The sequence below is a fragment of the Isoptericola sp. NPDC055881 genome (assembly GCF_053615895.1).
Genome location: NZ_JBSHCR010000017.1, coordinates 11,818 through 25,151, shown reverse-complemented (window position 1 = coordinate 25,151; position 13,334 = coordinate 11,818). Strand labels below are relative to the sequence as shown.

General features: G+C 72.2%; 10 protein-coding genes and 2 tRNA genes. 4 read left to right on the top strand and 8 right to left on the bottom strand.

Translation table 11 applies throughout. The features are described 5' to 3' along the window. Window positions 1–27: 27 nt before the first annotated feature. Entirely contained in the window at window positions 28–2,814 is a 2,787-nt protein-coding gene (gene valS / locus ACWGKI_RS07760) for a valine--tRNA ligase (RefSeq protein ID WP_452186009.1), read from the top strand. A gap of 149 nt (window positions 2,815–2,963) precedes the next feature. Here the strand turns inward: valS and ACWGKI_RS07755 are convergent, their stop codons facing one another. Together ACWGKI_RS07755 and ACWGKI_RS07750 are read right to left on the bottom strand one after the other, a co-directional pair. Further along, complete coding sequence (locus tag ACWGKI_RS07755; protein ID WP_452186007.1) at window positions 2,964–4,214, bottom strand: baeRF2 domain-containing protein; 1,251 nt, start codon at window positions 4,212–4,214, stop codon at window positions 2,964–2,966. A 117-nt stretch (window positions 4,215–4,331) separates the two neighbouring features. Next, window positions 4,332–4,715 carry a chorismate mutase gene (locus tag ACWGKI_RS07750; protein ID WP_380245017.1) on the bottom strand — a complete coding sequence of 128 codons (384 nt, stop codon included), beginning with the start codon at window positions 4,713–4,715 and terminating at the stop codon, window positions 4,332–4,334. Window positions 4,716–4,805: 90 nt separating this feature from the next. Between ACWGKI_RS07750 and ACWGKI_RS07745 the strand changes: the two genes are divergently transcribed. Continuing rightward, window positions 4,806–6,599, top strand: a complete 1,794-nt coding sequence (locus tag ACWGKI_RS07745) for an AMP-dependent synthetase/ligase (RefSeq protein ID WP_452186005.1) — start codon at window positions 4,806–4,808, stop codon at window positions 6,597–6,599. A gap of 27 nt (window positions 6,600–6,626) precedes the next feature. Here ACWGKI_RS07745 and clpX read toward each other — a convergent pair whose 3' ends face one another. The 4 genes from clpX to ACWGKI_RS07725 all read right to left on the bottom strand — a co-directional run bounded on the left by clpX (window position 6,627) and on the right by ACWGKI_RS07725 (window position 10,157). Further along, entirely contained in the window at window positions 6,627–7,901 is a 1,275-nt protein-coding gene (gene clpX / locus ACWGKI_RS07740) for an ATP-dependent Clp protease ATP-binding subunit ClpX (RefSeq protein WP_380245019.1), read from the bottom strand. Between the two features lie 144 nt (window positions 7,902–8,045). Continuing rightward, complete coding sequence (locus ACWGKI_RS07735) at window positions 8,046–8,762, bottom strand: ATP-dependent Clp protease proteolytic subunit (protein ID WP_380245020.1); 717 nt, start codon at window positions 8,760–8,762, stop codon at window positions 8,046–8,048. Window positions 8,763–8,821: 59 nt separating this feature from the next. Continuing rightward, window positions 8,822–9,442, bottom strand: coding sequence for an ATP-dependent Clp protease proteolytic subunit (locus tag ACWGKI_RS07730; RefSeq protein ID WP_380245023.1), 621 nt, complete (start codon window positions 9,440–9,442; stop codon window positions 8,822–8,824). A 136-nt stretch (window positions 9,443–9,578) separates the two neighbouring features. Continuing rightward, window positions 9,579–10,157 (bottom strand): TetR/AcrR family transcriptional regulator, encoded by a 579-nt coding sequence (locus ACWGKI_RS07725; RefSeq protein WP_380245021.1) that lies wholly within the window; start codon window positions 10,155–10,157, stop codon window positions 9,579–9,581. Between the two features lie 66 nt (window positions 10,158–10,223). Between ACWGKI_RS07725 and ACWGKI_RS07720 the strand changes: the two genes are divergently transcribed. After that, on the top strand, window positions 10,224–11,210 hold the full coding sequence (locus ACWGKI_RS07720) for a DMT family transporter (RefSeq protein ID WP_452186002.1): 987 nt from the start codon (window positions 10,224–10,226) through the stop codon (window positions 11,208–11,210). 40 nt (window positions 11,211–11,250) lie between these two features. On the opposite strand, the gene tig is transcribed toward ACWGKI_RS07720, so the two are convergent. Further along, window positions 11,251–12,624 (bottom strand): trigger factor, encoded by a 1,374-nt coding sequence (gene tig / locus ACWGKI_RS07715; protein ID WP_452186083.1) that lies wholly within the window; start codon window positions 12,622–12,624, stop codon window positions 11,251–11,253. 222 nt (window positions 12,625–12,846) lie between these two features. Further along, window positions 12,847–12,920 (bottom strand) — tRNA-Pro (locus tag ACWGKI_RS07710). Between the two features lie 220 nt (window positions 12,921–13,140). Here ACWGKI_RS07710 and ACWGKI_RS07705 point away from each other — a divergent pair. Continuing rightward, window positions 13,141–13,211: transfer RNA gene (locus ACWGKI_RS07705), tRNA-Gly, on the top strand. The last annotated feature ends 123 nt before the right edge of the window (window positions 13,212–13,334 follow it).

The following is a 13,334-nucleotide window of genomic DNA, read 5'->3' as shown; positions in this document are numbered from 1 at the left end:
GCCGCAGATCTGGGAGAATGAGCGACCATGAGCGACTTCCCGACCCACGAGGCGCCGACCGCGCCCGCGCAGACCCCCGCAGCGACCCCGACCGCCGGCAACCGTGTTGCTCAGGTCGCCGGCGACGTCGTGCGCGCGGTGGTCCGGGAGGTACCCGACAAGGTCAGCCTGGACGGCTTGGAGCAGCGGTTCGACGAGCGCTGGTCGGCCGAGGGCACCTACGCCTTCGACCGGACCGCCACGCGCGAGCAGGTGTACTCCATCGACACCCCGCCGCCCACGGTCTCCGGGTCGCTGCACGTGGGCCACGTGTTCAGCTACACGCACACCGACACCGTCGCGCGCTTCTGGCGCATGCGCGGCAAGAAGGTCTTCTACCCGATGGGCTGGGACGACAACGGCCTGCCCACCGAGCGCCGCGTGCAGAACTACTTCGGCGTGCGCTGCGACCCCTCGCTCCCCTACGTCGAGGGCTTCGAGCCGCCGCACCAGGGCACCGACGGCAAGAACGTCAAGCCCGGTGACCAGGTGCCGGTCAGCCGGCGCAACTTCATCGAGCTGTGCGAGCAGCTCACCGCCGACGACGAGCGCCAGTTCGAGGAGCTGTGGCGCCGCCTCGGGCTCTCGGTCGACTGGGCCCAGAACTACCAGACGATCGACGCCACCTCCCGCGCCGCGTCCCAGCGCGCCTTCCTGCGCAACCTCGCACGCGGCGAGGCCTACCAGGCGGAGGCCCCCGGGCTGTGGGACGTGACGTTCCAGACCGCGGTGGCGCAGGCCGAGCTCGAGGCGCGCGAGTACCCGGGCTTCTACCACCGGGTCGCCTTCCACCGTCCCGACGGTGAGCCGATCCACATCGAGACCACCCGACCGGAGCTCATCCCCGCCGTCGTGGCGCTCATCGCCCACCCCGACGACGAGCGGTACCAGGGTCTCTTCGGCACCACCGTCACCTCCCCCCTCTTCGGCGTCGAGGTGCCGGTGCTGGCGCACCCGGCTGCCGCCATGGACAAGGGCGCGGGCATCGCCATGTGCTGCACCTTCGGCGACCTCACCGACGTCCAGTGGTGGCGCGAGCTGCAGCTGGCGACGCGCTCCGTCATCCAGCGCGACGGCCGCCTGTCCCGCGAGACCCCGGCCTGGATCGTCGGTGGCCCCGGCGAGACCCTGTACGCCGAGGAGCTCGCCGGCAAGACGGCCTTCTCCGCCCGCACCGCCGTCGTCGACGCGCTGCGCGCCTCGGGCGACCTCGACGGCGAGCCCACCGCCACCCAGCGCATGACGAACTTCTACGAGAAGGGCGACAAGCCCCTCGAGATCGTCACCTCGCGCCAGTGGTACATCCGCAACGGCGGCCGCGACTGGGAGGCCCGGGACCTCAAGGCCGAGCTGCTGACGCGCGGCAAGGAGCTGGAGTTCCACCCAGACTTCATGCGCGTGCGGTACGAGAACTGGGTGAACGGCCTGAACGGCGACTGGCTCATCTCCCGCCAGCGCTTCTTCGGCGTGGCCGTGCCGCTCTGGTACCCGGTGACCGACGCGGGCGAGGTCGACCACGACCACCCGATCGTGCCGACGGAGGCCGAGCTGCCCGTCGACCCGACGTCGCAGGCCCCCGCCGGCTACGACGAGTCCCAGCGCGGAACGCCCGGCGGCTTCGTCGGCGACGCCGACGTCATGGACACGTGGGCCACGTCGTCCCTGTCCCCGCTGATCGTGTCCGGGTGGGAGCGCGACGCCGACCTGTTCGAGCGCGTCTACCCGATGGACCTGCGCCCGCAGGGCCAGGACATCATCCGCACCTGGCTGTTCTCCTCGGTGGTGCGCTCCCACCTCGAGTGCGGCGTGCTGCCCTGGAAGCACGCGGCGATCAGCGGGTGGATCCTCGACCCGGACCGCAAGAAGATGTCGAAGTCGAAGGGCAACGTCGTCACGCCGATGGGCCTCCTCGAGGAGCACGGCGCCGACGCGGTCCGCTACTGGGCCGCCGCCGCGCGCCTCGGTACGGACGCCGCGTTCGAGGTCGGCCAGATGAAGATCGGGCGCCGCCTCGCGATCAAGGTGCTCAACGCCTCCAAGTTCGCGCTGACCTTCGGCGTCGACCCCGAGACCGGCGCCGGCGAGATCCTCCTCGACCCGGCGCGCGTCACGGTGCCCCTCGACCGCGCGATGCTCGCGGGCCTGGCGGGCGTCGTGGAGCAGGCGACGGCCGCGTTCGAGGCCTACGACCACACGCGCGCGCTCGAGGTCACCGAGACGTTCTTCTGGACCTTCTGCGACGACTACCTCGAGCTGGTCAAGGACCGTGCGTACGGGGCGGGCGCCGCGGCCACCGAGGTCACCGCCGAGACGGAGTCGGCCCGCACGGCTCTCGCCCTCGCGGTCGACACGCTGCTGCGGCTCCTGGCGCCGTTCCTGCCGTTCGCCACGGAGGAGGTCTGGTCGTGGTGGCGCTCGGGCTCCGTGCACCACGCGGCGTGGCCCGTCGCCGCGCCGCTGCGCGCCGCCGCGGGCGACGGCGACCCGGTGCAGCTCACGGCGGCCGGGCACGCCCTCGCGGCGCTGCGCAAGATCAAGTCGGAGGCCAAGGTCTCCATGCGCACGCCGATCCTCTCGGCGGCCATGGCGGTGCCGGCGCCGCTGCTCGACGGCGTCCGCTCCGCGATCGACGACGTCCGCGGTGCCGGACGCGCGACCGGCACCCTGGAGGTCGTCGAGGCGGCCGAGGGCCAGGGCAACCCCGACGTCCAGGGCGGCATCGTCGTGACGGCCTCCGAGCTGGGCGAGCCCCCGGCCCGCAAGCCGAAGGCCTGACCCACGCCGAGGTAGTTCAACAAGGGCCGAGGTAGTTCAACAAGGGCCGAGGTAGTTCAACAAGAGCCGAGGTAGTTCGTGCGGGCCGCAGGATGGCGGCCGGCACGCACTACCTCGGCTCTTGTCGAACTACCTCGGCAGACCCTGGACTACCTCGGCGTGGTGAACCGGTCCCCGTCACCGCTCATGGTGGCGGCGACCTCCTTCGGTGTCCCGTCGTCGTGCCACCGCAGCGTCGCGCCGACACCGTCCATGAGGTCGACGGACCCCTCGGGCGCGAACGTCAGGGCCGCGTCCTGGGCGATGGCGGCACGCAGCAGCGCGGACGGCGCCGGCAGCTCCTCGAGCCCTTCGGTGACGCCGAGATCCTCCAGGTCGCTGCGGGACGTGGCGACGTGCATCGGGTCCGGCCCGATCCACAGCGTCCGCCCCCCGAGGAGACCGTCGAGGCGCTCCGTGCCCCCGATGCCGTCTCCCGGCGCCGCGAGCACCGCGGCCGCGTCCCTGGCGAGCTCCTCGGCCAGCACCAGCGCCTTCACCTGCCCGCGGGCGAGGACCGCGACCACGTCGTCAACCGACGAGACTGCCCCTTCCTCGCGCCCCTGGTCCTGGCGGAACTCCGCGAGCACCACCTCGCGCCGCCGCTCCCGGTAGGAGTCGAGGGCGTCCTCGACGCTCGCCTCGAAGTCCGCCGCGCGGACGCCGTGGCCGCGCCCGCCGCCCGCGACCTCGACCGTCCGGTGCCCGGCGTCCTGGCCGAGCTCGGCGCGCACCAGGTTCACGGCGCGCACGTCGCCGGTGAGCAGCACGATCTCCGGGCGGCCGTCGTTCACGCGCCGGTCGATCTCCGCCGCGACGGCCGCCGCGTTCCGCTTCCAGGAGTCCTCGGCGCGGGACTCGATCGTGGCGCGCTTGGTTCCCGGGCTGGAGGTCTTGCTGACCTCGTCGTTGGGGCCCTCGAACGTCTCGCGGGCCGCGCTCGCCCGGCCGGCGGCGTCGCAGGGCCAGAAGTCCGCCCCGCTGCGGTCGACGGCGACACACAGCGCGTCGACCGCCTCGTCCGCGGCCAGGGCGGCCTGCAGCAGCGCCGGTACGGGCAGCCACACCCCCGTCGCCACGGCGGGCGGGGTGCGCAGCACGCGGTCGACGACCACGCCCCCGTCCTCGGCGATGAGCACCCTGCCGTGCGCCCCCGCCACGCGTGTCGGCCGCAGGACCGCGGCCTCCAACTCGTCGAGCACCGCGCTAGGCGCCGACTGCCGTTCGAGAGAACGTCGGACCGCTCGCCAGCGGTTCGCGACGTCCCTGTCGCCCGCCTCGGCCGAGGGCGTCGCGTCCAGGTAGACGGTCGCGAACGGGCCGGGGCGTCCGACGAGGGGCTTGAGCCAGTCGATCTTCATCCGTGATCCCCTTGATCGTCGTCGGCTGTGGCCTCCAGCGTGCGACGGATTCGCGGCCGACGCCACTGCGTCGGCCAGAGGACCGCGACCCCGTGGTCGGGGTCAGATCTCACCCCTTCAAGCGTAGGTGTCCAGGGGCGGGAGCTCGCCCTTGAGGCGCCCCGCCGCGTGCTCCTCGGCGATGCGCTCGTGGTGCCGGATGACCTCGGAGACGATGAAGTTGCGGAACTGCTCGGTGAACTCGGGGTCGAGCCCGGCGGCCTCGGCCAGGCCCTTGAGCCGGTCGACCTGCTGCCGGTCGCGGGACGGGTCGGCCGGAGGGAGCCCGCCTACGGCCTTGACCTCGCCCACGCGCCGGGTCATCTTGAACCGCTCGGCCAGCAGGTGCACCAACGCCGCGTCGATGTTGTCGATGCTCGCGCGCAGATCGAGGATCTCCTGGGGGATCCCGTCGGCAGCGGGAGCGGGCACGGGCGTGGTCTCGTCGGGGGTCTCGGGCATGGGTCGATCCTACGAGGCCCGCGGACGTACGAGCGTGTAAGGTCCCTCTTCGGCCTGAGCCGGCCGAACCGACGCACGGAGAGAGAACAGATGACGGTCGCGACGACGCCGAGCCTCGTGGAGGTGCCCGAGGGCACGAGCATCAACACCCTCTTGGCGGAGCGCGTGGCCCGGGCCGGAGACCGCCCCCTCATCGAGCGGCGCGCGGCGACGGACGGGTCGTGGTCGCCGGTGACCGCGGGCGAGTTCCACGCCGACGTCCTGACGGTGGCGCGAGGCCTGCTCGCCCGAGGCGTCGAGGTCGGCGACCGCGTCGCGATCATGTCCCGCACGCGGTACGAGTGGACGCTGCTCGACTTCGCGGCCTGGGCGGTCGGGGCCGTCGTGGTCCCCGTCTACGAGACGTCCTCCCCCGACCAGGTGCGGTGGATCCTCGCGGACTCCGGCGCGCGGCTGGTCGTGGTGGAGTCGCCGGCCCACGCCGACGCCGTCCGTCAGGTGCGCGACGAGCTGCCGGACCTCGAGGACGTCCTCGTCATCGCGACCGGTGCCGTCGACGCCCTGCGCGAGGCCGCGGCAGCGGTCCCGGCGCACGACGTCGCCGCCCGGCGCGACGCGGTGGCACGCGACGACCTCGCGACGATCGTCTACACCTCCGGCTCGACGGGTCGCCCGAAGGGTGCCGAGCTCACCCACGGCAACTTCGCGCACCTGGTCCTCAACGCCCGCCTCGCGCTCCCCGAGCTGCTGGAGGCCGACGGCGCCCGCACGGTGCTGTTCCTCCCGCTCGCCCACGTGTTCGCCCGGCTCATCCAGGTCGCGGTCATCGGCAGCAGCGCGGTGCTGGGCCACCTCCCGGACGTCAAGACGCTCACCGACGACCTGCGCACGTTCCGGCCCACGTTCCTCCTGGCGGTGCCGCGCGTGTTCGAGAAGGTCTACAACTCGGCCGAGCAGCGCGCCGGGTCCGCCGCACGCCGCCGCGTCTTCACCTGGGCGGCCCGCGTGTCCGGCGCGTACTCGCGCGCGCTCGACGCCGGCGCCGTCCCCGCGACCCTCCGGCTGCGGCACGCGGTGGCCGACCGCCTGGTCCTCGCGCAGCTGCGCGCGGCGATGGGCGGCGAGCTGCGGTACGCGATCTCCGGCGGCGCTCCCCTGGGCGACCGCCTCGGCCACTTCTTCCGCGGGGCGGGTCTCACGGTGCTCGAGGGCTACGGCCTCACGGAGACCACGGCGCCGACGGCGGTGAACCTGCCCTCCGACCTGCGGATCGGCACGGTGGGACCGCCCTTCCCCGGCACCTCCGTGCGCGTCGACGACGACGGCGCCGTCCTCGTGTCCGGCCCGCACGTCTTCCACGGCTACCGCGGGCGGCCCGACCTCACGGCGGAAGCGCTGGTCGACGGCTGGTTCCGCACCGGCGACGTGGGCGCGATCGACCACGGCCACCTGCGCATCACGGGTCGCACCAAGGAGATCATCGTGACCGCGGGCGGCAAGAACGTCGCCCCCGCCCCGCTGGAGGACCGCGTGCGGGCCCACCCGCTGGTCTCGCAGGTCGTGGTGGTCGGCGACGGGCGACCGTTCATCGGGGCCCTGGTCACCCTGGACGCGGAGATGCTGCCCGGCTGGCTGTCGACGCAGGGCATCCCGCCGATGTCGGTGGGTGCCGCCCGCACCGACCCGCGCGTCCTGGCGGCGCTCGACGCCGCCGTCGAGGAGGCGAACACCGCGGTGTCGCGCGCCGAGTCGATCCGCAAGTTCCGGGTTCTCGAGGGCGACTTCACGGAGGCGAACGAGTACCTCACGCCGTCGCTCAAGGTGAAGCGGGAGCTCGTGCTGCGCGACTTCGCCGAGGAGATCGAGGCCCTGTACGCCCGCTGAGCCGGGTCCGGTCCCGGCCGGCCTGCGTCAGGCCGACTTCTCCCGCGGCGGGCGGCGACGCACGGGCGAGGTGCGGGGCACCAGCGTGGGGTTGACGTTCTCCAGCACGACCTCGCGCGTCACGACCACCCGCTCCACGTCGTCGCGGCTCGGCACGTCGAACATCACCTGCTGGAGGACCTCCTCCATGATGGCCCGCAGGCCGCGCGCGCCGGTCCCGCGCAGCAGCGCCTGCTCGGCGATCGCCTCGATGGCCTCCTGCTCGAACTCGAGCTCGACGCCGTCGATCTCGAACATGCGCTGGAACTGCTTGACGAGCGCGTTCCGCGGCTCCGTGAGGATCCGCACCAGCGCGTCGCGGTCGAGGGGCGAAACGGAGGCGATGACGGGCAGGCGGCCGATGAACTCGGGGATGAGGCCGTACTTCTGCAGGTCCTCCGGCCGCACCTCGGCGAACAGGTCGTCGTCGACGACGGTCTCCATGGGCGCGCTGAACCCGATGCCGCGCTTGCGCGCCCGGGACGCCACGATGTCGTCGAGCCCGGCGAACGCGCCCGCCACGATGAACAGCACGTTCGTCGTGTCGATCTGGATGAACTCCTGGTGCGGGTGCTTGCGACCGCCCTGCGGAGGCACCGAAGCGGTGGTGCCCTCGATGATCTTCAGGAGCGCCTGCTGCACGCCCTCGCCGGAGACGTCGCGCGTGATCGAGGGGTTCTCGGCCTTGCGGGCCACCTTGTCGACCTCGTCGATGTAGATGATCCCCGTCTCGGCCTTCTTGACGTCGTAGTCGGCGGCCTGGATGAGCTTGAGGAGGATGTTCTCGACGTCCTCGCCCACGTAGCCGGCCTCCGTCAGGGCCGTGGCGTCCGCGATGGCGAACGGGACGTTCAGCATCTTTGCGAGCGTCTGCGCGAGATACGTCTTGCCGGTGCCGGTGGGGCCGATGAGCAGGATGTTGGACTTCGCGATCTCGACGGCGTCGTCGCTGTCGCGCGCCGCCTCGCCGGCCTGCACCCGCTTGTAGTGGTTGTAGACCGCGACGGCCAGGGCCCGCTTGGCCGGCTCCTGGCCGATGACGTACTGCTCCAGGAAGTCGAAGATCTCGCGCGGCTTCGGCAGCTCCGTGAGCCCGAGCTCGGCCGCCTCGCCGAGCTCTTCCTCGATGATCTCGTTGCACAGGTCGATGCACTCGTCGCAGATGTACACGCCGGGGCCGGCGATCAGCTTCTTGACCTGCTTCTGCGACTTTCCGCAGAACGAGCACTTGAGCAGGTCTGCGCCGTCACCGATCCGAGCCACCGGGAGCCTCCATAGTCCTGAGTGCTGGTCCTGCAACCATTCCACACCACGGGGGCGTCGTTGTCAGCCGAGTACCCCGGTGCGTCGTGCCATAGGGTCCGCGTCCTCCGGTCCGGGAGGACGCGGACCCTCTGTCGTCCCAGGTCAGCGCGCCGCGAGGGCGGCCGGCTTGCGGCTCTCCAGCACCTGGTCCACCAGGCCGTAGTCCTTCGCCTGGGGGGCGGTGAGGATCTTGTCGCGCTCGATGTCCTCGCGCACCTGGGCCACCGTCTTGCCGGTGTGGCCGGCCAGCGTCTCCTCGAGCCACTCCCGCATGCGGATGAGCTCGTTGGCGTGGATCTCGATGTCCGACGCCTGGGCGTAGCCGCCGCCCTCCATCGCGGGCTGGTGGATGAGCACGCGAGCGTTCGGCAGGGCGAGGCGCTTGCCCGGCTGGCCCGCGGCGAGCAGCACGGCCGCGGCCGACGCGGCCTGACCGAGGCACACCGTCTGGATCTGCGGCTTGATGAACTGCATCGTGTCGTACAGCGCGGTCATCGCCGTGAACGACCCCCCGGGGGAGTTGATGTAGATCATGATGTCGCGGTCGGGGTCCTGGCTCTCCAGGACCAGCAGCTGCGCCATGATGTCGTCCGCCGACGCGTCGTCGACCTGGACGCCCATGAAGATGATGCGGTCCTCGAACAGCTTGGTGTACGGGTCCTGGCGCTTGAACCCGTAGGCCGTGCGCTCCTCGAACTGGGGCAGCACGTACCGCGACGACGGGGCGCCGTGCGGCAGCGCGACGCCGCCGGGGCGGCCCGCCGCGCCCGCCAGGTTCTGGGCCCGGAGGGCGAACTGGTACTCCTCGGAGTAGCTCACTGTGGTCTCCTCACGTAAAGGTCGTTGATGTCCTCGCGGGACGAGGCGGTCCGGCGTCGTCAGGACGCCGCGGTGCCGCCGCCGCCCGAGACCGAGGACGCGTTGGTGACCACGTGGTCGACGAACCCGTACTCGAGCGCCTCGTCCGCGGTGAACCAGCTGTCGCGGTCGTTGTCCTTGAGGATCTGCTCGAGCGGCTGGCCGGTCTGCTCGGCCGTGAGCTCCGCGAGCACCTTCTTCATGTGCATGATCAGCTGCGCGCCGATCCGCACGTCGGTCGCGGTCCCGCCGACGCCGCCCGACGGCTGGTGCATGAGGACACGCGCGTGCGGCGTGATGTAGCGCTTGCCCTTGGCGCCCGAGGAGAGCAGGAACTGCCCCATCGAGGCCGCCATGCCCATCGCGATGGTCGCGACGTCGGGCTGGATGTACTGCATCGTGTCGTAGATCGCCATGCCGGCCGTGATGGAGCCGCCGGGGCTGTTGATGTACAGCCAGATGTCCTTGTCCGGGTCCTCCGCGGCCAGCAGCATCATCTGGGCGCAGATGGCGTTCGCGTTCTCGTCGCGCACCTCCGAGCCCAGCCAGATGATGCGCTCCTTGAGGAGCCGGTTGTAGATGGAGTCGTTGAGGCCGAGGCCCGGGCCATCGGCGCGCGCCACCGGCGTCGCACCGTCCATCCGCAGCAAGTCGTTCACGTCCGTCTCCTTCGTCATCGCCGTCGATCGACCCTAACGTGCGGCGGTGCGACGAAACGTCCCGCAACCGGCCCTTTTCGCTGCGGGCGCACACGACGCCGCACCCCGGCCCCGGCGCTCACGTCCCGGCCGCCTCGCACAGCGTGCGTGCCGCCCGCCGCGCCGCGCGGAACGGCGCCGACGGGACGCCCAGCCCGGACGCCACGAGGGCGCCGTCGTAGAGCAGCACCAGCGCTGCCGCGAGCTCGCCGGACCGCCGCAGGCCGGCCTGCCGGCACTCCCCCTCGACGAGCTCCCGCAGCCACGCCTTCTGCCGCCCGACCTCCACCGCGACGGGATGGGCCGGGTCGTCGACCTCCGCGCGCGCGTTGATCGCGGCGCAGCCTCGACCGCCCTCGGCCGACGTCCAGCCCTCGGCGGCGTCGAACAGGGCCAGCACGCGCTCGACGCCAGGCTCCTCGTGCGCGGCCAGCGCGGCACGCAGGTGTTCCTCCCAGCGCGCGTCGCGCGCCCGCAGGTACGCGACCTCCAGGGCCTCCTTGGACCCGAAGCGGTCGTACAGGGTCTTCTTCGTGACGCCCGCCTCCGCCGCGATGGTGTCGACGCCGACGGCGTGCAGGCCGCGGGCGTAGAACAGGTGCGAGGCGGCCTCGAGGATCCTTCGCGCGGCCGGGGTGAGGCTGGGGGCGTCGGTCATGCGACCGACTATACAGATCTGTATATTGCTGGGATGGGTAAACAGATCGGTATACACGCCCGCGTGATGACCGCTCTCGCCTCGGTCGCGTTCGTGCTGTCGTGGAGCTCGGGCTTCCTCGGTGCGAAGCTCGGCACCGGCCAGGCCCCCGTGCCGACGCTCCTCCTGTGGCGGTACGTGGTCGTCACGGTCGCCCTCGGGGCCGGGCTCGGAGTCGCCCGGAAGGTGCGGGGGCGCCGCCGCGCCGGCCACCCGGGAGTCGTGCACCTCGGCGGTGCGCGAGAGGCCGCGCACCACGTCGTCGTCGGGCTGCTCTCCCAGGTCGGGTACGTGCTGCCCGTCTACGGCGCGATCGCCCTGGGCGTGAGCACGGGGGCGACGTCGCTCGTCGACGCGGTGCAGCCCGTCCTGGTCGCCACGCTCGTGGGACCCGTGCTCGGCCAGCGCGTCCGGCCCCTGCAGTGGGCCGGCCTGGCGACGGCGTTCGCAGGCGTGGCGTTCCTCGTGTCCGCCGACCTGCGCGTCACGACGGCGCCCGTCTGGGCGTACGCCCTGCCCGCGACGGCGGTCGGGTCCCTCGTCGCGGCCACGATGCTGGAGCGCCGGCGCCCGGCAGCCCTCCCGGCCGCGCCCATGCTCGCCCTGCACGCCACGGTCGCCACGCTCGTGCTCGCGGTGCTCGCGCTCGCCACGGGGGACGTCCTTCCGCCTGCCGACGCCACGTTCTGGGTGTCGACCGTCTTCCTCGCGCTCGTCCCGTCCTTGGCCGCCTACGGCCTGTACTGGTCCCTGCTGCGTCGCGTGGACGTGACCACGCTCAACGCGCTGCTTTTCCTCGTCGTCCCGACCACCACGCTGGCCGGCGCCGCGCTCTTCGACGAGCCCCTCTCTGCCGCCACCGGGGCGGGGCTCGTCCTCACCGGGCTCGGTGTCGCGGCCGTCGTGCGAGCCGAGAGCCGCCGTCGCGCGGCCCCGGCGGCGCGTGGCGGGAAGGGTGCCGAAGACGGTGACGGAGACGGCGGCGGGGACGACGACGGCCCGCACCGTCCGTGAGGACGATGCGGGCCGTCGGGACTGCCGGTGGTGCCGGGGATCAGGCCTTGGCCGTCTCCTCCGGGGTCTCCTCCGTCGTCGCCTCGGTCGCCTCGACGGGCTCGGTGGCGCCCTCGGCCTCGGCCGCCGCGGCGTCCTCCTCCTCGGTGCCGATGAACTCGGTCAGGTCGACGACGTTGCCGTCGGAGTCCTTGACCTCGATCTCGCGCAGGGCGACCGCGAGGGCCTTCGAGCGCGCGACCTCACCGACCATGGCGGGGATCTGGCCGCCCTGGTCCAGGGTGGAGATGAACTGGTTCGGGTCCATGCCGTACTGCTGCGACGCCTGCACCAGATACTCGACGAGCTCGCCCTGGCCGACCTGCACCTCGAGCTTCTCGGCCAGCGTGTCCAGGAGGATCTGGTTCGTGAGCGCCTTGGTGGCGTCCACGGTGACCTCGGCGCGGTGCTCGTCGTCCTCGAGGCGGCTCTCCGACTCCAGGTGACGGTGGACCTCGGCCTCGACGGCGCCGGTCGGCACGGGCACCTCGACGGCCTCGAGCAGCTTCTCGAGCAGCAGGTCGCGCGCGGCGACGGCCTGGTTCGACGTCTTGATCGACGCGACCTGCTCACGCAGGTCCGCCTTCAGCTCCTCGAGGGTGTCGAACTCCGAGGCGAGCTGGGCGAAGTCGTCGTCCGGCGTCGGCAGGTCGCGCTCCTTGACGGCGGTGGCCGTGACGGTGACCTGCGCCTCCTCGCCCTCGTGCTCGCCGCCGGCGAGCTTCGTGGCGAAGGTCGTGGTCTCGTCCGTCGACAGGCCGGTGAGCGCCTCGTCGAGGCCCTCCAGCATGTTGCCGGCGCCGATCTGGTAGGAGACCCCGGAGACCGAGTCGATCTCCTCGTCGCCGATGACGGCCTTGAGGTCGATGACGACGTAGTCGCCCTCGGCGGCCGGGCGGTCCACGCCCACGAGGGTGCCGAAGCGCTCGCGCAGCGCGTCGAGGCGCTCCGCGACGTCCTCGTCGGTGACCTCGGTGCTGTCCACCGTGATCTCGATGCCGGACAGCTCCGGCAGGGTGATCTCCGGGCGGACCTCGACCTCGGCGGTGAAGGCGAGCTGGCCCTCGCCGGCGGCGGCGGGGATCTCGGTCACCTCGACCTCGGGCTGGCCCAGGGGACGCAGCGACTCGGCCGTGACGGCGTCGCGGTAGAAGTTCGACAGAGCGTCGTTCACGGCGTGCTCGACGACCGCGCCCCAGCCCACGCGCTGGTCGATGATGCGCGGGGGAACCTTGCCCTTGCGGAACCCGGGGATGTTCACCTGCTCGGCGATGTGCTTGTACGCGTGGTCGATGCTCGGCTTGAGCTCGTCGTACTCCACCTCGACGGTCAGCTTGACCTTGGTGGGATCCAGGGTCTCGACGGCGCTCTTCACTTCGATGGTCTCCAACGGTTGGGTGCGTGCGCGCGCGTCTCACCGGCGCGAGCCGGCCTGGTTGCTGCGGCGCGGGGTGGCGGACCGTACGACGGACGTACGGGCAACCCGTCCATGCTACGCCACGACGCCCCCGCGGAGGTACCGGTGGGAGGCGCGCTCCGCGGTGAGAAACGCCTCCGTGCAGATTCTGCACGCCGCCACCGTCGCGACGTCCTGCGGTCGGGGTGACTGGATTCGAACCAGCGACCCTCTGCTCCCAAAGCAGATGCGCTACCAAGCTGCGCCACACCCCGTGGCCCGCCCGCCGGGCGGGACCTCGGTCAGTGTAGTGCGACCGCCCCCGCCGGACGCCACGACGTGCACGGACGGAGGCGGGGACGCCGTCGGAACGATCGGCGAGGAGTCGGCGAGGAGTCGGCACCCGGGCCCGCGCGGAGCGGGACCGGCGCGCGTGCCACGTTTGCTAGGGTGAGCCCCGCGTTCCGGCCCGGCAGCACTGCTCGGGTCGTCCGTGCGGGCGTAGCTCAATGGTAGAGCCCCAGTCTTCCAAACTGGCTACGCGGGTTCGATTCCCGTCGCCCGCTCCCTCTCCCGCCTGGCGTGGGGCGGGGCGGCGCCCCCCCCCCCCCCCCCCCCGGGGGGGGATACAAAAGGGTCGCCGGCCCCCGCGAAGTTAGTGTTGTTGTGAGGGGGGGGGGGGGGGGTTG

What these genes read in the sequence shown, in the direction of transcription:
- valS (WP_452186009.1), top strand. Translation starts at nt 28, where the DNA reads ATGAGCGACTTCCCGACCCACGAGGCGCCGACCGCGCCCGCGCAGACC.
- ACWGKI_RS07755 (WP_452186007.1), bottom strand. Translation starts at nt 4,214, where the DNA reads ATGAAGATCGACTGGCTCAAGCCCCTCGTCGGACGCCCCGGCCCGTTC.
- ACWGKI_RS07750 (WP_380245017.1), bottom strand. Translation starts at nt 4,715, where the DNA reads ATGCCCGAGACCCCCGACGAGACCACGCCCGTGCCCGCTCCCGCTGCC.
- ACWGKI_RS07745 (WP_452186005.1), top strand. Translation starts at nt 4,806, where the DNA reads ATGACGGTCGCGACGACGCCGAGCCTCGTGGAGGTGCCCGAGGGCACG.
- ACWGKI_RS07730 (WP_380245023.1), bottom strand. Translation starts at nt 9,442, where the DNA reads ATGGACGGTGCGACGCCGGTGGCGCGCGCCGATGGCCCGGGCCTCGGC.
- ACWGKI_RS07725 (WP_380245021.1), bottom strand. Translation starts at nt 10,157, where the DNA reads ATGACCGACGCCCCCAGCCTCACCCCGGCCGCGCGAAGGATCCTCGAG.
- ACWGKI_RS07720 (WP_452186002.1), top strand. Translation starts at nt 10,224, where the DNA reads ATGACCGCTCTCGCCTCGGTCGCGTTCGTGCTGTCGTGGAGCTCGGGC.